Raw genomic sequence first — 21,892 nt, forward strand, 5'->3', positions numbered from 1 at the left:
GTGCGCCAGGGGATGCCGTGGGCCCAGACGACACAGCGCGCATGGAACTGCCCAAACTCTCCCCCGGAAAACGCTTCACCCTGCCCCGCCCCGTGGGCAGCGCCGATTCGCTGCTGCTGGCCCGCCTGGCCGAGCGCGACAAGGCCGCCGGCCGCACCACCGCCATCGTCACGGCCGATGCCACCGATGCGCAGCGCCTCATCGAGGAAATGGCGTTCTTCGCGCCCACGCTGCGCTGCGCGCTGTTCCCGGACTGGGAGACGCTGCCCTACGACACCTTCTCGCCGCACCAGGACCTGATCAGCGAGCGGCTGGCCACCCTCTGGCGCATCAGCCAGAAGGACAAGGACACCGGGGCCGACGTGGTGCTGGTGCCCGCCACCACGGCGCTGTACCGCCTGGCGCCGCCGTCCTTCCTGGCGGGCTACACCTTCCATTTCAAGGTCAAGCAAAAGCTCGACGAGGCAAAGTTCAAGGCCCAGCTCACGCTGGCGGGCTACAGCCACGTCTCGCAGGTGGTGAGCCCGGGCGAGTACGCGGTGCGCGGCGGGCTGATCGACCTGTTCCCCATGGGCTCGCTGGTGCCGTACCGGGTGGACCTGTTCGACGATGAGATCGACAGCATCCGCACCTTCGACCCCGACAGCCAGCGCAGCCTGTACCCCGTGCCCGAGGTGCGCCTCTTGCCCGGCCGCGAGTTCCCCATGGACGATGAGGCGCGCGCCAAGTTCCGCAGCCGCTGGCGCGAGATGCTCGAGGGCGACCCGACCAAGAGCCGCATCTACAAGGACATGGGCGCGGGCGTGGCCACGGCCGGCATCGAGTACTACCTGCCGCTGTTCTTCGACGAGACGGCCACGGTGTTCGACTACCTGGGCGGCGAGGCCACCGTGGTGCTGCACGGCGACTTGGAGCCCGCCTTCCAGCGCTTCTGGCAGGACACGAAAGACCGCTTCCGACTGGTGCAGGGCGATCCCGAGCGCCCGGTGCTGCCGCCCGAGGAGCTGTTCCTCTCGGCCGACCAGTTCTACACGCGCGCCAAGGAGCATGCGCAGCTGTCCATCCGCCCCGGCGTGGAGGACGTGGATGACAACCCGCACTTCCACAAGCTCGGCGACCTGTCGGTGGTGCGCGGTGCCGAGGACCCGCTGGCCCGCCTGCACGCGCACATCCGCAACACGCAACACCGCGTGCTGCTGCTGGCCGAAAGCGCCGGCCGGCGCGAGAGCCTGCTCGACTTTCTGCGCGCCAGCGGGGTGAACCCGCCGGCCTTCGACTCGCTGGCCGAGTTCCAGGGCACGGCCGACGAAAAGGTGGGCATTGCCACCGCAGGCCTCACGGTGGGCTTCAGCTGGGTCGAGGACGGCATCGACTTCGTCACCGAGACCGAGCTGTTTGCCGCCGGCCCCACCACGCGCCGGCGCAAGAAGCAGGAGCAGGTGAGCGACGTCGAGGCGCTGATCAAGGACCTGGCCGAGCTCAACGTGGGCGACCCCGTGGTACACAGCGCGCACGGCATCGGCCGCTACCGCGGCCTGGTCAACATGGACGTGGGCAACAAGAACCCCGACGGCACGCCCGCCATGCAGGAGTTCCTGCACCTGGAATACGCCGACAAGGCCGTGCTCTACGTGCCCGTGAGCCAATTGCAACTGATCAGCCGCTACACCGGCGTGAGCGCCGACGAGGCGCCGCTGCACAAGCTCGGCAGCGGCCAGTGGGAAAAGGCCAAGCGCAAGGCCGCCGAGCAGGTGCGCGACAGCGCGGCCGAGCTGCTCAACATCTACGCCCGCCGCGCCGCGCGCGAAGGCCATGCCTTCCGCTACAGCCCGCAGGACTACGAGACCTTCGCCAACGACTTCGGCTTCGAGGAGACGGCCGACCAGAACGCCGCCATCCACGCGGTGATCCAGGACATGATCAGCCCCCGCCCCATGGACCGCCTGGTCTGCGGCGACGTGGGTTTTGGCAAGACCGAGGTCGCCCTGCGCGCGGCCTTCGTCGCCGTCACGGGCGGCAAGCAGGTAGCCTTCCTGGCGCCCACCACGCTCTTGGCCGAGCAGCACTACCAGACGCTGGTGGATCGCTTTTCCAAGTGGCCGGTGAAGGTGGCCGAGGTGTCGCGCTTTCGCTCGGGCAAGGAGATCACCGCGGCCATCAAGGGCATCGGCGATGGCACGGTGGACATCGTGGTGGGCACGCACAAGCTGCTCTCCGAATCCACCAAGTTCCACAACCTGGGCCTCTTGATCATCGACGAGGAGCACCGCTTCGGCGTGCGCCACAAGGAGCAGATGAAGGCCCTGCGCGCCGAGGTGGACGTGCTGACGCTGACGGCCACACCCATACCGCGCACGCTGGGCATGGCGCTCGAAGGCCTGCGCGACCTGTCGGTCATCGCCACCGCGCCGCAGCGGCGCCTGGCGATCAAGACCTTTGTGCGCAACGAGGGCACGGGCGTGATCCGCGAGGCGGTGCTGCGCGAATTGAAGCGCGGCGGGCAGGTCTACTTCCTGCACAACGAGGTGGAGACCATCGAGAACCGCCGCCAGAAGCTCGAAGAGATACTGCCCGAAGCCCGCATCGCCGTGGCCCACGGCCAGATGCCCGAGCGCGAGCTCGAACGCGTGATGCGCGACTTCGTGGCCCAGCGCTACAACATCCTCTTGTGCTCGACCATCATCGAGACCGGGATCGACGTCCCCACGGCCAACACCATCATCATGAGCCGCGCCGACAAGTTCGGCCTGGCGCAGCTGCACCAGCTGCGCGGCCGCGTGGGCCGCAGCCACCACCAGGCGTATGCCTACCTCATGGTGCCCGACACCGAGGGCCTGACCAAGCACGCCGCGCAGCGCCTGGACGCCATCCAGCAGATGGAGGAACTGGGCAGCGGCTTCTACCTGGCCATGCACGACCTGGAGATCCGCGGCGCGGGCGAGGTGCTGGGCGAGAACCAGAGCGGCAACATGCTGGAGGTGGGTTTCCAGCTGTACAACGAGATGCTGAACGAAGCCGTCAAGGCGCTCAAGGCCGGCAAGGAGCCGGACCTGCTCAGCCCGCTGAGCGTGACCACCGACATCAACCTGCACGCCCCCGCCCTGCTGCCCGACGACTACTGCGGCGACGTGCACCTGCGCCTGTCGTTCTACAAGAAGCTGGCCACCGCCAAGAACCCCGACCAGATCGACGGCCTGCTCGAAGAGATCGTGGACCGCTTCGGCAAGCTGCCGCCGCAGGCCCAGACCCTGATCGACGTGCACCGCCTGCGCGTGCTGAGCCAGCCCTACGGCGTGGTGAAGGTCGATGCCGCCCCGGGTGTGATCCACATCACCTTCAAGCCCCAGCCGCCCATCGACCCGATGCGCATCATCGAGCTGATCCAGAAGAACAAGCACATCAAGCTGGCGGGCAACGAGAAGCTGCGCATCGAGCGCGAGCTCAAGGACCCCAAGGACCGCGCGCAGATGGTGCGGGACATCCTGCGCTCGCTGGGGCAGCCGGTGGTGGCCTAGCGCGTGCAGACATGATTCGAATGGGCCTCCAGCGCTTATCCATCAAGCGCCAGAAGCTATCAAAACAATAGTAATTTAGAAATGGACGCCGCCCTGGCCCTGATCGCCCTGGTTGCCGCGCTGGCCGCCCGGCCCTGGCGGCTGCTGGCCAGCCGAAAGCCCCTGGCGCATGAGGCAGGGCACGGCGCCCCCGCCCCGCTGTGGACGCCGCTGCTGGCCACGCTCGTCCTGCTGCCCTGGGTCTGGGCCCTGCCCACGCTGCACCAGATGCCGCTGCAACTGCAGTGGTCGGGCGCGTGCCTGGTACTGCTCATGCTGGGTTGGCCGCTGGCCGTGCCGACGCTGCTGGCGGTGGGCGCCATCGCTGCGTGGGTCTCGCCCGGCCTGGGCGGATGGGATGCGCTGGGCATCGCCGTGTGGCAGGGCGTGGTGCCCGCCACGCTGGCGCTGCTGCTGGGCGTGGCGCTGCGCCGCCTGGCGGGGGCCCGATCGCTCGCGGGCGTGCGCGCCTTCGTCTATGTGCTGGGCCGGGGGTTTCTGGGCACTGCGCTGTGCCTGTTCGTGGCGGGCACCCTGTCGCAATGGAGCGGCCACACGCTGCCCGGTGTGGGCGACCAGCTCTCGCTCGTGGCGCGCTGGCTGATGGCCTGGGGCGACGCGGTGGTCACCGGCATGCTGTGCGCGGTGTTCGTGGCGTTCAAGCCCGAATGGCTGGCCACCTGGTCGGACGATCTGTACCTGCATCAGAAAAAGGGCTGAAGCGCTTTTTCATTCAGCGCAAGCAGCTATCAAAAAAAGAGCAAACGGGCGCTTCGAGGGGCCTCTTCCTGGCGTGCAGGGAGGTCTGGTGCAGGAATTGCTTGAGAACGGAACACGCGGTATACCTGCGAAAAGGCAATGCCCACCCGCGCCCGCGGGGGCTCGCCTGGCGTGCTGTCCGTCCACCCTTGGGAGCTGTTCCATGCAATTTCGACGTCTTGCCCCGGTCCTGGCCTGTACCGTTCTTTCGCTGTATTGCGCAGCCTCTGCCTGGGCCCAGGGCACCTACCCCGACCGCCCCGTCAAGGTCATCGTGGCGCTTCCCGCGGGCGGCAGCGCCGACATGATCGCGCGCGTGGTCACGCAGAAGATGGCGGCCGAGCTGGGCCAGCCCTTCGTGGTGGACAACAAGGCCGGCGCATCCGGGCAGATCGGCACGCCGCTGGTCTCGCGCGCCGCGCCCGATGGCTACACGCTGATGGTCTCGCCGGCGTCCTTCCTCACCACCAACAAGAGCATCTTCAAGACCCTGCCCTACGACCCCGAAGCCGACTTCGTGCCCGTCACCAAGTTCGTGAACCAGCCCATGGTGCTGGTGGTCAAGGACAAGCAGAAATTCCCCACCGTGGCCGCCGTGCTGGCCGCCGCCAAGGCCGCGCCGGGCAAGCTGACCTACGCCTCGTCGGGCGACGGCAGCCCGCAGCACCTGGCGGGGCTGATGTTCACCACCCGCACCAAAACCGACCTGCTGCACGTGCCCTACAAGGGCGGCGCCCCGGCCATCAACGACGCCCTGGCCGGCACGGTCGACATGCTGTTCGCGGTGCTGCCCGAGGCGCTGCCGCACATCCAGTCGGGCAAGCTGCATGCGCTGGGCCTGATGGCTTCGCAGCGCACCGCCACCCTGCCGCAGACGCCCACCATGGCCGAAGCGGGCGCGCCGGAGATGAACCTCTCGGCCTGGGTGGGCCTGCTGGCACCGGCCAAGACGCCCCAGCCCGTCATCGACCGGCTGCAGCGCGCCGCCCACGCCGCCCTGGCCGACCCTGACACCAAGGCCAAACTGGCCGCCAGCGGCATGGAAGTGGCGCCGGGCACCAGCCAGCAGCTCAAGGACGCGATCACGCAGGAGATCAGGATCCATGCCGAGCTGGTGAAGGCGGCGGGGCTGGTGCCGCAGTAGGCCGCCGCCCTGGCGGACCTCCCTCCCCGAAAGGCCTGCACCATCCCCGAAGAATCTACCCACTCCCATGGATCTGGCACTCTGCGGGCCTGCCGGGCTTCGGCAACCCCGTCAGCGCGGTGGGGCGGTCAGGGCTCGCGCAGCAACCGGGCATAGCGCCACAGCCCCCAGGCCACGCCCACGGCCAGGCCGATGGCCACGCTCCAGCCCACCGGGACACCGACTGCGAAGGCCAGCAGCAGCATCAGGCCCGCACTCACCAGCGAGATCAGCACCAGCGTCACGAAGTCGAAGTGCGCCACCGCCAGCGTGTCCTCGGCCACGCTGCGCTCCCGGCTTCCGCGCCTGTCGCGCTGGGACCGGAACAGCAGCACGTCGACCACGAACTCGAAAAAGCCAACAACAATATCGACCAGGAAACTGAACATCGGAATGCTCCGTGCTTGCAGGGGCTGCCATCGTAGCGCCGGGCATCGCCGGCAAAGGCCCCACTCCGGGCCGGTGAATCAAGGCGCCAGCGCCACACCGTGTGAGCGTGGCGGGGCAACGGCATCCGCCCGCTGCTTCGGCGAGAATCAGCACACCGACGATCCTCCCACCCCCTTGCGTGCCTTCTGCCTGCCCGTGGCCTCCATCCCCATGAAGGGCTTCATCCTCACGCGCCACTGGCGGGACACACCGGCGGGCACCGAGATCGAGTACTGGCTGGCGACGGATGCCGGGCCGCTGAAGGTGCTGCTGACCAGCCAGACCTCGGTGGCCTTCGTCGAGGCGCGGCACCGGGGCACGGTGGACGCGCAGCTCCTGGCCCTGCCGGGTGTGGAACTGCGCGGGCTTGAGCTCAGGAGCTTTCAGCAAGAGCCCGTGATCGGGGTCTACGCCAGGCACTATCGCCAGCTGGGGCGCCTGGCGCGCTCGCTGCAGCAGCTGGGCATCTCCCTGCTCGAAGCCGATGTGCGCCCGCACGAGCGCTACCTGATGGAACGCTTCATCACCGCCGGTGTGCAAGTGGAAGGCGGGCGCACCGAGAACGGCGCCCGCGTGGACTGCAGGCTGGCGCCCGCGCCCGGCTACCGGCCCGCGCTGAAGGTCGTGTCGCTGGACATCGAGACCAGCCAGCACCAGGCGCTGTACTCCATCGCGCTCGACGGCATGGCCGAGCGCGTGGTGTACATGCTGGGCGAGCCGCCCTCCGCACCCACGGAGCCCCCGGGCTTTGCGCTCATCTACTGCCCCACCCGCCAAGCGATGATCGAGCAGCTCAACGACTGGTTCGAGCGCAACGACCCGGACGTGGTCATCGGCTGGAACGTGATCCAGTTCGACCTGCATGTGCTGCAAAAGACCGCCGACGAGTGCGCCACGCCGCTGCTGCCGGGCCGCGAGCGCCGGCCCATTGCCTGGCGCACGCACCCGGGCAAGCAGGGCTACCTCTTCGCGCCCATGCCCGGGCGGGTGGTCATCGACGGCATCGAGGCGCTGCGTGCGGCCGTGTGGAGCTTTGCGTCGTTCAGCCTCGAAAACGTCTCGCAGCAACTGCTCGGCGAGGGCAAGGAGATCGGGGACGAGTACGACAAGATGGCCGAGATCGAGCGGCGCTACCAGCACGACAAGCCCGCGCTGGCCACCTACAACATCCGCGACTGCGAGCTGGTGCTGCGCATCTTCGACAAGGCCCGGCTGCTGCAGTTCGTGATGGAGCGGGCCCACACCACCGGCCTGCAGATGGACCACTTCGGCGGCTCCATCGCCGCGTTCAGCCACCACTACCTGCCGCGCATGCACCGCCTGGGGTACGTGGCCCCGAATGTGGGCGAGATCCAGGGCAAGTCCTCGCCCGGCGGCTACGTGATGGACTCCCGGCCCGGCTTCTACGACTCCGTGGTGGTGCTGGACTACAAGAGCCTGTACCCCTCGATCATCCGCACCTTCCTCGTCGACCCGGTGGGCTACGTGGAGGGCCTGCACGCCAGCGACGCGGCGCCGCTGATCCGGGGCCCGCTGGGCACGCGCTTCTCGCGCGACAGGCACTGCTTGCCGGAGATCGTCACCACCCTCTGGCGCGCGCGCGACGAGGCCAAGCGCGCGAAGAACGAGCCCCTGTCCCAGGCGCTGAAGCTGGTGATGAACTCGTTCGCCGGCGTGCTCGGTGCGTCGGAATGCCGCTTCTTCAACCCGCAGGTGATCTCGGCGATCACCCTGCGCGGCCATGCGATGGTGAAAGCCACCCGCGACTTCGTGGAGCAGCGCGGCTACGAGGCCATCTACGGCGATACCGACTCCATCTTCATCTGGCTCAGGCGCACCCACACCAACGCCGAGGCGCACGCCGTGGCCGCGGGGCTGGTCAAGGACATCAACGCCTGGTGGACGCGCACCCTGCGCGAAGAGCAGGGCCTTGAGAACTACCTCGAGATCGAGTTCGACACGCACTACAGGAAGTTCTTCATGCCCACCATCCGCGGATCGGACGTGGGCAGCAAGAAGCGCTACGCCGGCCTGAGCGTGGACGTGGAGGGCAAGGAGGAGATGGTCTACCGCGGCCTGGAGATGGCCCGCAGCGACTGGACGCCCCTGGCCCGGCAGTTCCAGGAAGGGCTGCTCTCGCGCGTGTTCCAGGGCATGCCCTACCGGGACTTCGTGGCCGGCTACGCGCAGGCCACCCTGGCCGGCGGCAAGGACGACCTGCTCGTCTACCGCAAGCGCCTGCGCCACCGCCTGGACGCCTACGTGGCCAACGTCCCGCCACAGGTGCGTGCCGCCCGCATGGCCGACGAATACAACGCCCGCAGGGGCCGGCCCCAGCAGTACCAGAGCGGCGGCTGGATCCGCTACGTCATGACCCGCAACGGGCCTGAGCCGCTGGAGGCGCGCCGTTCCCCCATCGACTACGGGCACTACCTCACCAAGCAGATCCAGCCGATCGCGGACGCCATCCTGCAGCCGCTGGGCGAGAGTTTCTCCCACCTGACCTCGGCCCAGCAGGACCTGTTCTAGCGCCAGCCACCTGGCTCGGCAAGGCGGGCCCAGGGCAAGGCACAAACCGCCGGGCGCACCGCGGCTACCGGCGCGGTGCGGTTGCGGTGCAGGTGAAGACGCTCATCTCAGGCCCGCTTCCACGCCGCATGGAAGCCGAACGGCACCACCTGCGGCAGGTGCAGCGCGGCCAGGCAGTGCATGCTGGCCGGGTCGACCACGCCGATCACCGTGCCGGTGTCGTCCTCGGCCAGCGTGGGCACCAGCAGCACGCCGTCGTCCTCGGCGCTGGAGCCGGGGCGGTCCACGAACAGGGGTTCCATCTGCACGGCGGCCTCGCGCTGCCAGATGCCGGCGATGCGGCCGCCGTCCAGGTCCAGCTTCACGGTACGGTCGAACATGGGCGCCTTGCCTTCGGGGTCGAAGCCCGCGAACCAGGCGTGGCGGGACTGCTTCCGGCCCCAGTAGGCGCCATGCACGGCGGGCAGCTCCACGCTGGCGCCTTCCACCAGCGTCCGGGGCTGCGCATCGCTGCGGCCGGGCTCCAGCCGGTAGCGCTGCACGCGGTGCTGCACGCCCACCGGCACCCCGGCGCGCAGGCGCTCCAGACGCAGGGCGCTGAAGATCTCGGGGCCATCGGTGGTGCACAGGTCCAGCACCAGCACGGGTGCGCCACGGCCGTCGGGGCTGGGCTCGTCCCAGGCCTGCACGGCATGAAAACCGGTCATCGCCGGCACGGCCCAGCTGCGCACGCTGCCGTCGATGAGCGAGATGGCGTCGATGCGCGAGCCCAGGGACTGGTTCCACGCAAAGCTGTCGATGAAACCCCTGCCCGACAACGCCAGCTTGATCGCGTTGAGCCGCATGGCCGGCTGCCACACGATGGCATGGGTGGGCGTCATCGCAAACGCATGCAGGTAGCCGGCCTGGCGCACGGACCAGCGCGCCAGCACCTCGCGCCGCCGGCTGCCCTGGACGATCTTGAACAGCTTGTAGGTGCACTGGGGGCCCACCTCCAGCCCCACGTTCCAGTAGGCGCCCTGCGCGTCCGTCATGCCATGGGCCGACATCACGTGGATCACCTCGGCATCGTCGTACACGATGCGCCCCGTGGTGGCCAGCGTGTCGGGATCGAAGCTGGTGAGCAGCGGCGTCTCGGTCTGCGCCACCCATTGCGAGCCGATGCGCGCCATCACCACCGCCCCGTTGTCCGACACCTTAGGGTGGCGCAGGTGGCGCAAGCGTGTGAAGAAGCCCGCCGGGTCCGGCGTGCCAAAGGCCGCACGCGCCGGCTTGCGCGCCGCCAGGCTTTCGCGCAGGTCGTCGGTCTGCAGGTAGCGGCTGCGGTAGGTGGCACTGGCCCCGCCCATGTCCCCCGGGGCCAGCCGTACCCGGTGCAGCATGGCCAGGCCATCGAACCAGTGTTCGTAGCTGCCGTGCGGCAGGTCCCACAGCGCCGGGCCGTTGAGCAGCAGGCTGCCGCCGATGAGCCATGGGGGAATCTGGCCGCGGATCTCGACCGGGGCGTCGGACATTTCACGGGCGATGGATTGGAGGCCGCGCAGGCGGCCCAGGGGGCTGGATGGCGCTGGTGCTGCGGACTGGGCGAGGGTCATGGGCTTCTGGTCAAAATGGCTGTTCAGGCGTCTTGGCACGGGTGTGCGTCCATCATGTCCCAAACCGGGCCAAGGCTGCAGTGGAAATTTGCCCAGGGAACTCGCACATGCCGCCCCTACCCGGCAGCCCGCCCCCGCACCTGCCCCCTGACCCCCCAGTTGTTCTCCAGCCCCACGTTCACCGCCCTCCCGCCATCCTCGAATTTCAGCGTGATGACGGTGACCTCCCCATCGGCCACCGAGCGCGAGATGAGCTGGAAGCTCTGCGCATCGAGCCAGTGGCCCTTGATGGCGATGACCCTGTCGGGGCCCTGCGGGGCGGTGCGGTACAGGCCGTCCAGGCCCAGGGGGCCGGCCACGGGCTCGCGCGGCAGCTCCGGACGGCCGGGATCGAACGTGACTTCATAGCGCGGATTGGCGGGGGTCAGGTCCAGCACCAGGCGCTGGATGCCCAGGGGGTTGCGCTCCAGCACCCAGGCCTTGCGCGAGACGGTGGCGGCCAGCTCGGGGGTGGTGGCCGGGCTGGCGCTGGGCTTTTCCACCCCGGCGTCGCGGATGCGCGCGGCCAGCTGCTCCTGCGCGGCGCTGTCGGCGGGCAGCGGCTCGTGCGAGCGGGCCGCCGCAATGATCTGGTCGAGGAACGGAGGCAGCGGGTAGTTGCGCCGGCCCGTGACCGCCACGACCACGTCCAGGTCGGGCAGCACCACGATGAGCTGGCGGTTGAAGCCGGCCGTGAAGTAGGCGCGCCTGGACGGGATGCTCCACCAGCCGTTGGCGTACCTGAAGGCAGGCGCGGCGCTGCCGAAACCCATGTCCACCACCGGATTGAAGACCTGCTCCACCCAGGCGGCGGGCAGCAGCTGGCGGCCGTTCCACTGGCCCCGGCGCAGGTAGAGGTACCCGATGCGCGCCATGTCGCGCGGGTGCAGGTACAGGCCCCAGCCGCCCATTTCGATGCCCTGCGGGTCCTTGCGCCAGCGCACGTCGGTGATGCCCAGGGGGCCGAACAGGCGCTTTTGCGCATAGGCCAGGGTGCTGCCGCCGGTCTTGTGCGCGAGGATGGCCGAGAGCAGGTGGGTGTTGCCGCTGTTGTAGTTGAAGCCCGCGCCAGGCGCCTGGGCCATGGGCCGGTCAAGCACGAAGCCCTGCCAGTCGCGCGCGCGGGCCAGCTGCAGCATGGTCTCGGGCACGGCGTCGCTCAGCGGCTCGATCCAGTGCAGGCCCGAGGTCATGTCCAGCAGGTGGCCCAGGGTCATGGCCTTCTTGGCGGCATCGGCGCTGGCGACCTGGCGGCCTTCGAAGAAGTCGAGCACGGGCACGTCGCGCGAGGCGATCAGCCCGTCCTGGATGGCCATGCCGGTGAGCGTGGCGACGATGCCCTTGGTGGTGGAGTTGACGGCGTGCTGGAGCTCCTCGCGGTAGGGGGCGTAGAAGGCTTCGGCCACGAGGGTGCCGTGGCGCGTGACGAGCAGGCTGTCCATGCCCTGCGCGGCGCCGTAGCCGATGAGCCTGGCCAGCGCCGCGGAGTCCATGCCCTGGGCCTCGGGCGTGCTTTCGGCCCAGTCGTCGCCCGGCCATGGGGCCACGGCGGGGGCGGCCTGTGGTGCGGGCGCCGCGGCATCTTGCGCGGCCGCCACCGCGAAGGGTGCGGCGGCACCGGCCAGCAGCACGGCCGTGGCCTGCCTGCGGTTGATCGGTGCGGCGCCGGCCTGCCCAGCCGCCCTGCGTCCCCTGTGCATCGCCATCGCCTGCCTCCCTCCGTTGCATGTTGTGCGGGAATCATATGCGCCCGGCCGTGCGCGCTCCGGCCCGCTGTGCGGGGACCGTTGCCGTTTTTCCACGCCGGCATCGCCAGCAGGCGCCGGGCCGATGCGGCCCTGCCCGCCTCCGCCCGAGCCCCGGGGCGCGGGCGATACCATTGCGGGTTCCGATCTCCGCATTTGCCAAGAGCGCCCCGCCATGAAAAACGCCACCGAATTCGCCCCCGGCCTTGTTGTCCAGGGCATCGAACCCCCGCTGTCCCTGTCCGCCTACAAACTCATCGCGTTCGACATGGACTCCACCCTCATCAACATCGAGTGCGTGGACGAGATCGCCGATGCCGCCGGCCGCAAGGCCGAGGTGGCCGCCATCACCGAAGCCGCCATGCAGGGCATCATCACCGACTACAAGGAAAGCCTGCGCCAGCGCGTGGCCCTGCTCAAAGGCGTGACGGTGCAGCACATGGAGCAGGTGTTCAGCGAGCGCCTGCGCTTCAACCCCGGCGCCCAGGAGCTGATCACCGCCGCCAAGGCCGCGGGCCTGACCACGCTGCTGGTCTCGGGCGGCTTCACCTTCTTTGCCGACCGTGTGAAGGCCGGGCTGGGCATCGACTTCGCCCGCTCCAACATGCTGGAGGTGGACAACGGCCAGCTCACCGGCCGCATGGTGGACCAGGCCTGGGGCGACATCTGCGACGGCGCGGAAAAGCGCCGCACGCTGCTGGAAGTGGCCTCGCTCATGGGCATTGCGCCATCCCAGGCCATCGCCGTGGGCGACGGCGCCAACGACCTGCCCATGATGGATGCCGCGGGCCTGTCGGTGGCCTACCACGCCAAGCCCGCCGTGCGTGCGCAGGCCAAGGTGGCCATCAACCAGGGCGGGCTGGACCGCCTGCTGGAAGTGCTGCGCTGATCCACAGTCCTTCGCCCGCGCATCGCCCCGCCATGCTCCGGTCCTTCTTCGCCCGCACATGGTTCTCACTGCGCACTGGCTGGAAGCAGCACCTGGCCACCCTCGCGCTGGCGTGGATCGCCGTCGTGGCGGTGGACACCTGGCGCACGCGCGATCTGCCCCGGGGGCCCGCGCCCGATGCATTGCTGGTGATGGCGTCCACCCCCACCGGCGCCACCACCACCCCGCCCGCCGGCACCACCCTGGCGCAATGGCGCGCGCAGCACCCCGGCCAGGCCGTGGCCGTGCATTTCTGGGCCGAATGGTGTGCGGTCTGCAAGCTGGAAGAGCCCGGCATCGCCAGCCTGTCCACCGACTGGCCCCTGCTGGGCGTGGCCATGCAATCGGGCAATGCCGAGCGGGTCGCGCAGGTGCAGCGCCAACGCGGCATGGCCTGGCCCACGGCGGTGGACCCGCAGGGCACGCTCTCGCGCAGCTGGGGCGTGCGCGCCGTGCCCGCGCTGGTGGTCATTGACGCCCAGGGCCAGGTGCGGTTCGCCACCTCGGGCTATACGCCGCAATGGGCGATGCGCCTGCGCCTGTGGTGGGCGCAGACCATGCCGCAGTGGAATGCAATGCTCCCGAAATAATAGCTACCAGCGCTTGAAGAATAAGCGCTAGCGGCCATTTTCATTCATATCCCTGGTGTGGCGAGCCCCTTGCCGCACCGGTCCGTCTGGCGCAGATCTTCAAGACCTGCCGCCCCTGCCTTTGCACACTGGCCTCCATACCACCACCGGAGGCCCGCATGCACATCACCCTGAACCAGCAACACCAGCCCGTGCCGCCCGGCTGGGAGGACGAGCCCCTGCTCTGGCTGCTGCGCGAGCCGCTGGGCCTGGTCGGCACCCGCTTTGGCTGCGGCGTGGGCCAATGTGGCGCCTGCACGGTGCTCATTGACGGGATGGCGCAGCGCGCCTGCCTGCACACCGCACGCGGGCTGCAGGGGCACGCCGTCACCACCGTCGAAGGGCTGGCTGCGGGCGATGGCACGCTGCACCCCGTGCAACAGGCCTGGCTGGACCTGCGCGTGCCCCAGTGCGGCTACTGCCAGAGCGGCCAGATCATGGGCGCGGTGGCCCTGCTGCGCGCCACGCCCCGCCCCACCGATGCGCAGATCGACGCCGCCATGTCGGCCCACCTGTGCCGCTGCGGCACCCAGCACCGGGTGCGGGCGGCCATCCACCAGGCCGCCCAGGGCACCGCGCCATGAAGCGCCGCCAGTTTCTGTCCACCGCTGGCGCCGGGGCGCTCACGGTCACGCTGGCGGGCTGCTCGCTGGTGCCGGTGATCCCCCAGCGCCCCACCTCCACCGCCGATGACGCCCTGGGCTGGATACGCCACGAAGGCGGCCGCTACACGCTGTGGCTGCCCAGCACCGAGATGGGCCAGCAGATCAGTGCCGCGCTGCAGGGCCTGGCGGCCCAGGAGCTGGGCGTGCCGCCCGCGCAGGTGCACCTGCGGCTGCCCGCCACCACCGACATCGCCCGCATGCGCGCCACCGTGGGCAGCGCCAGCGTGCAGGACTTCGCCCTGCCGCTGGCACGCGCCTGCGCCACCCTGCGCGAGGCGCTGGCCCAGGGGCGGACCACGGGCACGCTCGGCGCGCGCGACATCCCTGCCAGCGCCCTGCGCAGCCTGCAGCCGCGCGCAGGCGCCCGGCCGCCCGCCGCCCCGGCCCCCGGCCAGCTGCACGCCATCGTCACGGGCCAGCCCCTGTTCGCGGGCGACACGCGCCTGCCCGGGCTGCTGTACGGACGCGTGCTGCGCGCACCGGTGTCGGCCGAGCTGCCCTCGCACCCCCGGTCCTTCGACGAGGCCGCCGCGCGCGCCGACCCCGCCTGCGTGGCCGTGCTGCAAAGCCCCCGCCTGCGGCAGATGGGCAGCCGGGGCCTGGGCATCGTGGCGCGCACGCCCGCCGCGCTCGACCGCATCGAGGCCGCACTGGCCGTGCAGTGGGAGGTGGACGGCGCCTTCGGGCAGCCGGCCATCGACGAGCGCATCGACATCGACCAGCACCTGCGCCGTGGCCGCCTGCAGCATGCCGTGCGCCAGGACGACGTGCCCGGGGACACCCTGTGGACGCTGGACCTGCGCATGGACATCCCGCTGGCCGCCCACGCTCCCATCGAGCCCCGCAGCGCCACCGCGCAGTGGATGCCGCAGGAAGGCGAAGGCCCTGCGCTGCGCGTCTGGGCCGGGACGCAGGACTTGTTCTACATCCGCGACGTGCTCGCCCGCCAGCTCGGCCTGGAGGCGGGGCGCATCGCGGTGCAGGCCTGCCGCGTGGGTGGCGGCTTTGGCGGGCGCACGCTGTGCACGGTGGAGCTGGAAGCCGCCGTGCTCGCCCAGGCGGCGGGCGCGCCGGTCAAGGTGCAATGGAGCCGCGCGCAGGAATTTGCCCAGGGCTTCCAGCGCCCGCCGTCGAGCCACCGCATCCGCGCCCGCGTGCACCAGGGGCGCCTGACCCACTGGTGGCATGCCTTCGCCAGCAGCCACATCCTGTTCACGCCCGCCGCCATGCCGGTGTGGATGCAACGCCTGGCCGACCTGGCGGGCGACAGCGGCGTGGCGCGCGGCGCGCAGTTGCCGTATGGCGTGCCCCGGCAGCGCATCGAATTCACCGCCGCCCGGCTGCCCGTGCACACGGGCCCCTGGCGCGGCCTGGGCGCGGGGCCCAACACCCTGGCCGTGGAAAGCGCCATGGACGAATGCGCGCGCCTCGCGGGGGCCGACCCGCTGGACTGGCGCCTGCGCCACACCTCGGACACGCGCCTTGGCGCCGTGCTGGCGCAAGCCGCCAGCCACGCGCGCTGGGGCGAACGCCCCCGCAGCGACGCCACCACGCTGCGCGGCCGCGGCATCGCGGGCGGTATCTACAAGGGCGTGAGCTACGCCGCCGCCGTGGCCGATGTGGAGGTGCACCGGGGCACGGGCGAGGTGCGCGTGACCGCGATCTGGTGCGCCCACGACTGCGGCCTCGTCCTGCAGCCCGATGGCGTGCGCGCCCAGACCGAGGGCAACCTCGTCTGGTGCCTGGGCATGGTGCTGCTGGAGCAAGTCCCCGTGGCGCGTTCGGGCGTGGCGGCGGCCACCTTCGCCGACTACCCGCTGCCGCGCATGGGCGACGTGCCGCCGCTGCACGTGCACCTGGTGGACAGCCGCGAGCCCCCGACGGGCGCCGGCGAGACCGCCATGGTCGCGGGGGCGGGGGCCATCGCCAACGCGCTGCGCGACGCCACCGGCGTGCGGTTCACCCGCCTGCCCGTGCGCCGCGCGGACGTGCAACACGCGCTGGCCCCGCGCTAGGCCGCGCGGGCACAATCCGGCCCCATGCAAGACTTCGCCAGCGCCGCCATGGTCCGCGTGCTGGTGCGCGCCATGCACGCGCACGGCCTGGCGCCGCCGCCCGCGCCCCATGGCCTGCACGGCGGTCCCCAGGGCAGCCGCGTGCCCCTGGCCTGCAAGCGCGCGGTGGTGGAAGCCATCCTGCGGCAGGGCGGGCCCGCGATGCTGCTGCGGCTGGCCCAGCGGGTGGACCTGCTGCAAGGCGACCCCGTGCACCGGGCCTTGATGGGCGCCGCCGACATGGCCGCCCTGCTCGCCCGCTGGCAGCGCCTGGAGCGCTACGTCCACTCCCGCCATCAGGTCAGCATGCAGGCCCTGGGCCCAGGGCGCCTGCAGCTGCGCCACCACGCACGCGCTGGCGTGGCCCAGCCGCCCCTGCCCACCGAAAGCCTCGCCGTGCTGGGTGTGCTGCTGGGCGCCGGAAAGGCCCTGGGCGTGCGCGCACTGGGGGTGGAGATGGCTGCGTCCCGCCTGCGATGGGATGCCGATGACCGGCAGGGAGGGGGACTGGACGGGGACCTGGACGGACGGCTCGCGCAACTCATGGCGCACGGCAAGGTGGACCAGTGGGTGCTGCACTGGCAAGCCAGCGGCGCACGCGCCCCCGAGGCGCCGCCGCCGAGTGCCGCCACCGGCCTGTGCGATCCCCTGCCCTGGCCGCCCCTCGCGCATGCGCTTGCACGCCATGTGCTGCAAGACCCCGCCGCCCCGCACACCGTGGATGCGCTGGCGCGCCAGGCGGGGCTCGCGCGCCGCAGCCTGCAAAGGGCCTTGTCAGGCACCGGCCTGAGCTGCCGCAGCATCGTGGCGGAGGCCCGGGCCCGCGCCGCCGCGCAGTGGCTGCTGCAGGAGCGCCACGGCCTGGCGGAGATCGGTTTTGCCTGCGGCTTCGCGGACCAGCCGCATTTCACGCGCGAATTCGCGCGCCATGTGGGCCTGACCCCCGCCCGCTACCGGCAGGCGTTCGGGGAGCCGGGGTAACCCACCTCGATAACTATGTTTTTAATAGCAACTTGCGCTTGACAGTAAAGCGCCACAGCCCTTTTTCGTTCAGAATTCAACCCCATCCGGCGCGGCCCGCCGCGCGGCCCCGTTGCGAGGCACAGCCACGGTGGGCAGGGCGCCGAAGCCCAGGGCGGCGGCCTGTGGCGCCATCAGATCCTCCAGCGTCACGCCATCGAGCACCGCCAGGTAGGCCTGCATGGCCTGCCACAGCACGCCCTTGAGGCGGCAATGGCTGCTCAGGCGGCACTGGTTGGTGGCGGGGTCGAAACACTCCACCAGATTGAAATCCGTCTCGGTGGCCCGCACCACCGCGCCAATGTTGATGGTGCCCGCAGGCCGCATCAGCCGCATGCCGCCTCCCCGGCCGCGCGTCGTCTCCAGCAACCCCTGGGCGGACAGCTGCTGCACGATCTTCATCAGGTGGCTGCGCGAGATGCCGTAGCCCTGCGCCACCTCGGTGATGGTCACCGGCTGCTGGCGGCCTTCGGTGGCAGCGCAGTACATGAGCACCCGCAGCGTGTAGTCGGTCCATTGGGTCAGGCGCATGGGATTTGCCCCAGGTCAATTAAAAGATGCATCTACCGAGAATTTTATTGGATAAAATATTCACATCAAATGAATCTTTAAAGGATCGCCATGAACGCCCGCGTTGATCACCTGCAAACCGCCCACCCCGCACACGCGCCCCTCGGCGCGGATCAGCAGATCGGCCAGATTGCCGTGCAGCTGCCCGGCGCCACGGCGGTGTTCCGGCGGCTCAAGCTCGACTTCTGCTGCGGCGGGCAGGTCAGCCTGGCCCATGCCGCCGCCGAGAAGGGGCTGGACGCCCATGCCGTCCTGGCGGAACTGGCGGCCCTGCAGCGCAGCGACGCCTTGCCCGAAGCCGCCTCGCCCGGCGCGCTCATCGACCACATCCTGGCGCGCTACCATGAGGTGCACCGCGCCCAGTTGCCCGAACTGATCCGCATGGCCCGCCGCGTGGAAGCCGTGCACCGCGACAACCCCATGGTGCCTGCCGGGCTGGCCGACCTGCTGGAAGACATGCACGGTGAACTGCTTTCGCACATGGCCAAGGAAGAACAGGTGCTGTTTCCGATGCTCAAGGCCGGGGGCAACCCCTTCGTGGGCCAGCCCATCGGCATGATGCGTGCCGAGCACGTGGACCATGGCGCCGCGCTGGACAAGCTCAACGCCCTGACCAACGACGCCACGCCCCCCCAGGGCGCCTGCAACACCTGGCGCGCCCTGTATGCGGGCATCGCCCAGCTGGGTGACGACCTCATCAACCACATCCACCTCGAAAACAACGTGCTGTTCCCGCCGTTCGAGGCAGGTGCGGCGGCCCCCTCGCAGGGTTGCGGTTCGTCGGGCTGCGGGTGCAGCGGAGCGGGAGCCGCACGGCCATGAGCGATCCGGCGGCCACGCCCCCCGGGAAGGCCTCGGCACCCAGCGTGCAGAGCATCACGCAACTAGTGCATGGCTTTTACGCCGATGTGCGGGCCGACCCGCTCCTGGGGCCCGTTTTCGACAAGGCACTGCACGGCCAGTGGGAGAACCACCTGCAGCGGCTTGTCGATTTCTGGAGCACGGTGGCGCTGGGCACGCGCAGCTTCCGCGGCGATGTCTTCGGCAAGCACATGGCGCTGGACGGCGTCACGCCAGCCCACTTCGCCGCCTGGGTAAGGCTGTGGCAGCACCACACCGAGCGCCTGTTCACGCCCGAGGTGGCGGACAGCCTGCAGGTGGCGGCGCATGGCATCGCGCGCAACCTGTTCCGGGGCTATTTCGGCAGCGACCCGGCCTTTGTGCCGCCACGCGAAGACGACGGGCACGGCCCACGGCGGGCCGGCGGCTGATCCCGCGCGCGGGGCGATGGTCGGTGTTGCGGGTGCCCCGCGAACCCGGCCTTACTTGCCCTTGGTACCGGGCGTAAAGAACAGGGCCACGCCCACCGCGATCAGCGCGACCGGCCACCATACCCGCAGCAACTCGCGCAGGCTGATGCTGATCAGCCCCAGATTGGTCAGCAGAAAAAACACGCCCAGCACGACCAGGACGATCGCCGCAATATTGCCCTTCATGTGCATTCCCTCGGAGTTGTTGGCAGGTAGTGGCCTGATTATGGCGGCGTCCCATGGACCCGCGCCAGGGCATGCAGTGGCCGGGTCATCCGCAGGTCGCCGGCCCGGGAATCAGCGGCCTTGGCCCCGGCGCAACGGTTTGAGCAGGTCCGACAGGCCGTTGTGGTCGATCTCGTGCATCAGCGCCAGCAGCTGCCCCAGCTCGCCTTTGGGGAAACCCTCGCGCGCGAACCAGTTCAGGTAGTTGCCCGGCAGATCGGCCAGCACCGTTCCCTTGTACTTGCCATAGGGCATCTCCAGGGTGACCAGGCGCTGCAGTTTTTCGGGATCCATCGTGGTGCGGTGCCTTCTTTTCGTTTCAGGGGGCCTCAGCCTCCCGCGCGCTTGACCTTGTGGCCCAGCTTCTGGAGGGCGGCCATCACGCGCTCCACATGGTCACCCTGCACTTCGATCACACCGTCCTTCACCGTCCCGCCGCTGCCGCAGGCGGCCTTGAGCTGCTTGCCCAGCTGCTCCAGCGCGGCACCGTCCACGAGCACGCCCTTGACCAGCGTCACGGCCTTGCCGCCGCGCCCCTTGGTTTCGCGCGACACGCGCACGATGCCGTCCCCCGTGGGCAAGGGTCTGTTCTGCTGGCAGGTGCACTGCGCCACGGGCTGGCGGCAGCCCGGGCACATGCGGCCGGAGTCGGTGGAATACACCAGGCCGCCCAGGTCGGCAAACGACTTCATGGCTTTTTACCTTCCACCTCTTGCTGCAGCATGTGGAAGTTGAGCAACCGCGTGGCCAGCAGCGTCTCGGTCAGGAAACACACCAGCGCCAGCAAGAACGACGCGACTCCCGCCAGGAAGCCCGCCACCGCCAGCCGGTTGGACTGGAAATTGGTGGTCTCGCCCAGGAACAGCAGGATGATGGTGGTGCCGATCAGGAACGCGCAGAACGTGAGCAGCCCGATGCACCCGTTGGCCAGCCGCCCGCGCAGCCGCAGGTCTGCCAGCTCGCTGTAGGCGCGGGCCAGAAACTCGGGCTCGGTGTTGGCACGGGCGCGGTCTTCCACCACGCGGGCCCGGTCGATGATGCGGGCGAGCCGGCCCGCGACGGCGCCGATCATGCCGGACACGGCCGTGAGCAAAAACACGGGCGCCACCGCCAGCTGGATGCCGTGGGTGATGGCGGAGGAATCAAGGGTAAGGGCCATGGTGCGGGGAAAGACAAGGGAAAAACCGGCGAACCGCCGGTGCCTGATTATCAGGGCGGTGGCCACCCACGGGGCCCGCCGCCAGGCCCGGCACGCCAGCGCGCCGAGGCGGCGCACGGGCCCCGAGGGCAACTGCGGCGACAATCCCCCCATCTTTCCCCGTTCGCGCTGTCGTGCGTCCGCTTTCAACGCCGCTCCAGCGCTGCCTCCATGCCCTTTGCCTCCCTCGGTCTGTCCCCTGCCCTTGTCCACGCTGCCGAAAAGGCGGGTTTCGTGGGGCCCACGCCCATCCAGGCGGGCGCCATTCCAGCCGTCCTGCAAGGCGCTGACCTGCTGGGCGCCGCGCAGACGGGTTCGGGCAAGACGGCCGCTTTCGCCCTGCCCCTGCTGCAGCAGTTGCAACTGGGCGCCACCGGCGGCCCGCGCAGGGTGCGCGCCCTGGTGCTGGTGCCCACGCGCGAGCTGGCCGCCCAGGTGGGCGAGGTGCTGCGCAGCCTGGCCCAGCACCTGCAGCAGCCGCTGAAGATCGCCATCGTGTTCGGCGGCGTGTCGATCAACCCGCAGATGCTGGGGCTGCGCGGCGGCGCCGACATCGTGGTGGCCACGCCGGGCCGCCTGCTGGACCTGGTGGAGCACAACGCGCTGCGGCTGTCCGCCGTGGCGCACCTGGTGCTCGACGAGGCCGACCGCCTGCTGGACCTGGGCTTCGCCGAAGAGCTGGCGCGCGTGCTGGCCCTGCTGCCCGCCCAGCGGCAGAACCTGTTCTTTTCAGCCACCTTTCCCGCCGCCGTGCAGGCGCTGGCCGACGGCCTGCTGAAAAACCCGGTGCGCGTGGAAGTGCCCCACACCCCGGGCAACGAGCCCGCCATCGAGCAGCGCGCCATCGCGGTGGATGCCGCCCGCCGCACCCAGCTGCTGCGGCACCTGGTCAAGGAGCACGGCTGGCCGCGCGTGCTGGTGTTCGTGGCCACGCAGTACGCGGCCGAGCATGTGGCCGAAAAGCTGTACAAGGCCGGCATTTTCGCCAGTCCCTTTCACGGCGGCCTGAGCCAGGGCGCGCGCAAGCAGGTGCTGCAGGAGTTCAAGGACGAACGCTGGCAGGTGGTGGTGACCACCGACCTGGCCGCGCGCGGCATCGACATCGCGCAGCTGCCGGCCGTGGTGAACTACGACCTGCCCCGCTCGGCCGTGGACTATGTGCACCGCATCGGCCGCACGGGCCGCGCGGGCGAGAGCGGTGTGGCCGTGAGCTTCGTGACGGCCGATGCCGAAGCGCACTTCCGGCTCATCGAAAAACGCCAGCACCTGAGCCTGCCGCGCGAGCAGATTGCGGGCTTTGAGCCCACCGAGGCCCCCGCACCGGCCTCGGCCGCCGACCCCCAGGGCACCGGCGGCATCAAGGGAAAGCGGCCCAGCAAGAAGGACAAGCTGCGCGCTGCGGCGGCCGCAGACAAAAAAGGCTCCTAGAAGGAGCCTGTCGAACACCCGCGGGGGCTCCT

General features: G+C 70.1%; 20 protein-coding genes. 12 read left to right on the forward strand and 8 right to left on the reverse strand.

Translation table 11 applies throughout. From position 1 onward, the window contains the following. The first annotated feature begins 41 nt into the window (after positions 1-41). The 3 genes from mfd to AC1RCS_RS23165 all read left to right on the forward strand — a co-directional run bounded on the left by mfd (position 42) and on the right by AC1RCS_RS23165 (position 5,457). Entirely contained in the window at positions 42-3,515 is a 3,474-nt protein-coding gene (gene mfd, locus AC1RCS_RS23155; RefSeq protein ID WP_492246231.1) for a transcription-repair coupling factor, read from the forward strand. A gap of 81 nt (positions 3,516-3,596) precedes the next feature. After that, on the forward strand, positions 3,597-4,274 hold the full coding sequence (locus AC1RCS_RS23160) for a hypothetical protein (RefSeq protein WP_369642226.1): 678 nt from the start codon (positions 3,597-3,599) through the stop codon (positions 4,272-4,274). Between the two features lie 202 nt (positions 4,275-4,476). Then, entirely contained in the window at positions 4,477-5,457 is a 981-nt protein-coding gene (locus AC1RCS_RS23165; protein ID WP_492246230.1) for a Bug family tripartite tricarboxylate transporter substrate binding protein, read from the forward strand. Between the two features lie 128 nt (positions 5,458-5,585). On the opposite strand, the gene AC1RCS_RS23170 is transcribed toward AC1RCS_RS23165, so the two are convergent. Continuing rightward, positions 5,586-5,885, reverse strand: a complete 300-nt coding sequence (locus AC1RCS_RS23170; protein ID WP_218294206.1) for a hypothetical protein — start codon at positions 5,883-5,885, stop codon at positions 5,586-5,588. 211 nt (positions 5,886-6,096) lie between these two features. On the opposite strand from AC1RCS_RS23170, the gene AC1RCS_RS23175 reads away from it, so the two are divergent. Continuing rightward, entirely contained in the window at positions 6,097-8,454 is a 2,358-nt protein-coding gene (locus AC1RCS_RS23175; protein ID WP_492246285.1) for a DNA polymerase II, read from the forward strand. Between the two features lie 107 nt (positions 8,455-8,561). Here the strand turns inward: AC1RCS_RS23175 and AC1RCS_RS23180 are convergent, their stop codons facing one another. Further along, positions 8,562-10,049 (reverse strand): carotenoid oxygenase family protein, encoded by a 1,488-nt coding sequence (locus tag AC1RCS_RS23180; RefSeq protein WP_492246229.1) that lies wholly within the window; start codon positions 10,047-10,049, stop codon positions 8,562-8,564. A gap of 116 nt (positions 10,050-10,165) precedes the next feature. Next, the gene (locus AC1RCS_RS23185) at positions 10,166-11,788 is read right to left on the reverse strand and encodes a serine hydrolase domain-containing protein (RefSeq protein ID WP_492246228.1); all 1,623 of its coding nucleotides are present in this window, start codon (positions 11,786-11,788) and stop codon (positions 10,166-10,168) included. Positions 11,789-12,008: 220 nt separating this feature from the next. On the opposite strand from AC1RCS_RS23185, the gene serB reads away from it, so the two are divergent. The 5 genes from serB to AC1RCS_RS23210 all read left to right on the forward strand — a co-directional run bounded on the left by serB (position 12,009) and on the right by AC1RCS_RS23210 (position 17,090). After that, positions 12,009-12,722 (forward strand): phosphoserine phosphatase SerB, encoded by a 714-nt coding sequence (gene serB, locus AC1RCS_RS23190; protein ID WP_218294204.1) that lies wholly within the window; start codon positions 12,009-12,011, stop codon positions 12,720-12,722. Between the two features lie 32 nt (positions 12,723-12,754). Further along, positions 12,755-13,351, forward strand: a complete 597-nt coding sequence (locus tag AC1RCS_RS23195; protein WP_492246227.1) for a redoxin domain-containing protein — start codon at positions 12,755-12,757, stop codon at positions 13,349-13,351. A gap of 158 nt (positions 13,352-13,509) precedes the next feature. Continuing rightward, positions 13,510-13,974, forward strand: coding sequence for a (2Fe-2S)-binding protein (locus AC1RCS_RS23200; RefSeq protein WP_492246226.1), 465 nt, complete (start codon positions 13,510-13,512; stop codon positions 13,972-13,974). Continuing rightward, entirely contained in the window at positions 13,971-16,070 is a 2,100-nt protein-coding gene (locus tag AC1RCS_RS23205) for a xanthine dehydrogenase family protein molybdopterin-binding subunit (protein WP_492246225.1), read from the forward strand. Before AC1RCS_RS23200 ends, AC1RCS_RS23205 begins: the two co-directional genes overlap by 4 nt. A 24-nt stretch (positions 16,071-16,094) precedes the next feature. After that, entirely contained in the window at positions 16,095-17,090 is a 996-nt protein-coding gene (locus tag AC1RCS_RS23210; protein ID WP_492246224.1) for a helix-turn-helix transcriptional regulator, read from the forward strand. Between the two features lie 69 nt (positions 17,091-17,159). Here the strand turns inward: AC1RCS_RS23210 and AC1RCS_RS23215 are convergent, their stop codons facing one another. Continuing rightward, on the reverse strand, positions 17,160-17,660 hold the full coding sequence (locus AC1RCS_RS23215; protein ID WP_218294199.1) for an RrF2 family transcriptional regulator: 501 nt from the start codon (positions 17,658-17,660) through the stop codon (positions 17,160-17,162). 90 nt (positions 17,661-17,750) lie between these two features. Here AC1RCS_RS23215 and ytfE point away from each other — a divergent pair, with 90 nt between their 5' ends. Next, positions 17,751-18,521 (forward strand): iron-sulfur cluster repair protein YtfE, encoded by a 771-nt coding sequence (gene ytfE, locus AC1RCS_RS23220; protein WP_492246223.1) that lies wholly within the window; start codon positions 17,751-17,753, stop codon positions 18,519-18,521. Further along, complete coding sequence (locus AC1RCS_RS23225; RefSeq protein ID WP_218340834.1) at positions 18,518-18,970, forward strand: group III truncated hemoglobin; 453 nt, start codon at positions 18,518-18,520, stop codon at positions 18,968-18,970. The genes ytfE and AC1RCS_RS23225 overlap by 4 nt, the downstream gene beginning before the upstream one ends. A 51-nt stretch (positions 18,971-19,021) precedes the next feature. Here AC1RCS_RS23225 and AC1RCS_RS23230 read toward each other — a convergent pair whose 3' ends face one another. The 4 genes from AC1RCS_RS23230 to AC1RCS_RS23245 all read right to left on the reverse strand — a co-directional run bounded on the left by AC1RCS_RS23230 (position 19,022) and on the right by AC1RCS_RS23245 (position 20,393). Further along, positions 19,022-19,195, reverse strand: a complete 174-nt coding sequence (locus AC1RCS_RS23230) for a LiaI-LiaF-like domain-containing protein (RefSeq protein ID WP_218294196.1) — start codon at positions 19,193-19,195, stop codon at positions 19,022-19,024. A gap of 111 nt (positions 19,196-19,306) precedes the next feature. Continuing rightward, the gene (locus tag AC1RCS_RS23235; protein WP_492246222.1) at positions 19,307-19,528 is read right to left on the reverse strand and encodes a DUF3820 family protein; all 222 of its coding nucleotides are present in this window, start codon (positions 19,526-19,528) and stop codon (positions 19,307-19,309) included. A gap of 35 nt (positions 19,529-19,563) precedes the next feature. Then, entirely contained in the window at positions 19,564-19,926 is a 363-nt protein-coding gene (locus AC1RCS_RS23240) for a translation initiation factor Sui1 (protein ID WP_492246221.1), read from the reverse strand. Next, entirely contained in the window at positions 19,923-20,393 is a 471-nt protein-coding gene (locus AC1RCS_RS23245; protein ID WP_218294192.1) for a DUF2721 domain-containing protein, read from the reverse strand. The genes AC1RCS_RS23240 and AC1RCS_RS23245 overlap by 4 nt, the downstream gene beginning before the upstream one ends. Positions 20,394-20,603: 210 nt before the next feature. On the opposite strand from AC1RCS_RS23245, the gene AC1RCS_RS23250 reads away from it, so the two are divergent. Beyond that, complete coding sequence (locus AC1RCS_RS23250) at positions 20,604-21,860, forward strand: DEAD/DEAH box helicase (RefSeq protein ID WP_492246220.1); 1,257 nt, start codon at positions 20,604-20,606, stop codon at positions 21,858-21,860. Positions 21,861-21,892: the final 32 nt, after the last annotated feature.

The organism is Acidovorax sp. GW823-FHT01C06 (genome assembly GCF_058798375.1).

Excerpts from the sequence above, each read along its gene's own strand:
- AC1RCS_RS23200 (WP_492246226.1), top strand. The coding sequence starts at position 13,510 with ATGCACATCACCCTGAACCAGCAACACCAGCCCGTGCCGCCCGGCTGG.
- AC1RCS_RS23250 (WP_492246220.1), top strand. The coding sequence starts at position 20,604 with ATGCCCTTTGCCTCCCTCGGTCTGTCCCCTGCCCTTGTCCACGCTGCC.
- AC1RCS_RS23165 (WP_492246230.1), top strand. The coding sequence starts at position 4,477 with ATGCAATTTCGACGTCTTGCCCCGGTCCTGGCCTGTACCGTTCTTTCG.
- AC1RCS_RS23235 (WP_492246222.1), bottom strand. The coding sequence starts at position 19,528 with ATGGATCCCGAAAAACTGCAGCGCCTGGTCACCCTGGAGATGCCCTAT.
- AC1RCS_RS23170 (WP_218294206.1), bottom strand. The coding sequence starts at position 5,885 with ATGTTCAGTTTCCTGGTCGATATTGTTGTTGGCTTTTTCGAGTTCGTG.
- serB (WP_218294204.1), top strand. The coding sequence starts at position 12,009 with ATGAAAAACGCCACCGAATTCGCCCCCGGCCTTGTTGTCCAGGGCATC.
- AC1RCS_RS23240 (WP_492246221.1), bottom strand. The coding sequence starts at position 19,926 with ATGAAGTCGTTTGCCGACCTGGGCGGCCTGGTGTATTCCACCGACTCC.
- AC1RCS_RS23205 (WP_492246225.1), top strand. The coding sequence starts at position 13,971 with ATGAAGCGCCGCCAGTTTCTGTCCACCGCTGGCGCCGGGGCGCTCACG.
- AC1RCS_RS23175 (WP_492246285.1), top strand. The coding sequence starts at position 6,097 with ATGAAGGGCTTCATCCTCACGCGCCACTGGCGGGACACACCGGCGGGC.
- AC1RCS_RS23210 (WP_492246224.1), top strand. The coding sequence starts at position 16,095 with ATGCAAGACTTCGCCAGCGCCGCCATGGTCCGCGTGCTGGTGCGCGCC.
- ytfE (WP_492246223.1), top strand. The coding sequence starts at position 17,751 with ATGAACGCCCGCGTTGATCACCTGCAAACCGCCCACCCCGCACACGCG.
- AC1RCS_RS23180 (WP_492246229.1), bottom strand. The coding sequence starts at position 10,049 with ATGACCCTCGCCCAGTCCGCAGCACCAGCGCCATCCAGCCCCCTGGGC.
- AC1RCS_RS23195 (WP_492246227.1), top strand. The coding sequence starts at position 12,755 with ATGCTCCGGTCCTTCTTCGCCCGCACATGGTTCTCACTGCGCACTGGC.
- AC1RCS_RS23215 (WP_218294199.1), bottom strand. The coding sequence starts at position 17,660 with ATGCGCCTGACCCAATGGACCGACTACACGCTGCGGGTGCTCATGTAC.
- AC1RCS_RS23230 (WP_218294196.1), bottom strand. The coding sequence starts at position 19,195 with ATGAAGGGCAATATTGCGGCGATCGTCCTGGTCGTGCTGGGCGTGTTT.
- mfd (WP_492246231.1), top strand. The coding sequence starts at position 42 with ATGGAACTGCCCAAACTCTCCCCCGGAAAACGCTTCACCCTGCCCCGC.
- AC1RCS_RS23160 (WP_369642226.1), top strand. The coding sequence starts at position 3,597 with ATGGACGCCGCCCTGGCCCTGATCGCCCTGGTTGCCGCGCTGGCCGCC.
- AC1RCS_RS23185 (WP_492246228.1), bottom strand. The coding sequence starts at position 11,788 with ATGCACAGGGGACGCAGGGCGGCTGGGCAGGCCGGCGCCGCACCGATC.
- AC1RCS_RS23245 (WP_218294192.1), bottom strand. The coding sequence starts at position 20,393 with ATGGCCCTTACCCTTGATTCCTCCGCCATCACCCACGGCATCCAGCTG.
- AC1RCS_RS23225 (WP_218340834.1), top strand. The coding sequence starts at position 18,518 with ATGAGCGATCCGGCGGCCACGCCCCCCGGGAAGGCCTCGGCACCCAGC.